Origin of the sequence: Chromohalobacter sp. HP20-39 (assembly GCF_033052815.1) — a bacterium.
GTDB lineage: Bacteria > Pseudomonadota > Gammaproteobacteria > Pseudomonadales > Halomonadaceae > Chromohalobacter.
This window is the reverse complement of sequence record NZ_JAWHTP010001202.1, coordinates 1-233: the sequence shown is the minus strand read 5'-3', so window position 1 is coordinate 233 and position 233 is coordinate 1. Positions and strand designations below refer to the sequence as shown.

At 57.9% G+C, this 233-nt stretch carries 1 protein-coding gene; it reads left to right on the top strand.

All coding sequences use genetic code 11. The annotated features are described in order from the left end of the window. Positions 1 to 233 (top strand): hypothetical protein (locus RVY79_RS21710; RefSeq protein WP_317466696.1); only part of this gene is annotated, 233 nt, incomplete at both ends.

The window sequence follows — 233 nt, the reverse complement described above, 5'->3', positions numbered from 1 at the left end:
GGAGGGCAACATCAGCTACAAGACGTACGACACGCTGGGACGTGTGTCCTATGACGTGGATGCCATGGGCTACGTCACGCGCTATCAGCGCAATACGTTCGGCGAGGTGACAGCACTGACCCGTTATGCCGACGGAGCTTCTCTGGGGACCGCTGGCGCACCATCATTTAGCACGGCGCAAGTTTCACTTGCGGTTGCTGACCTTGACCACAGTAACGATCGCACGATCGTCA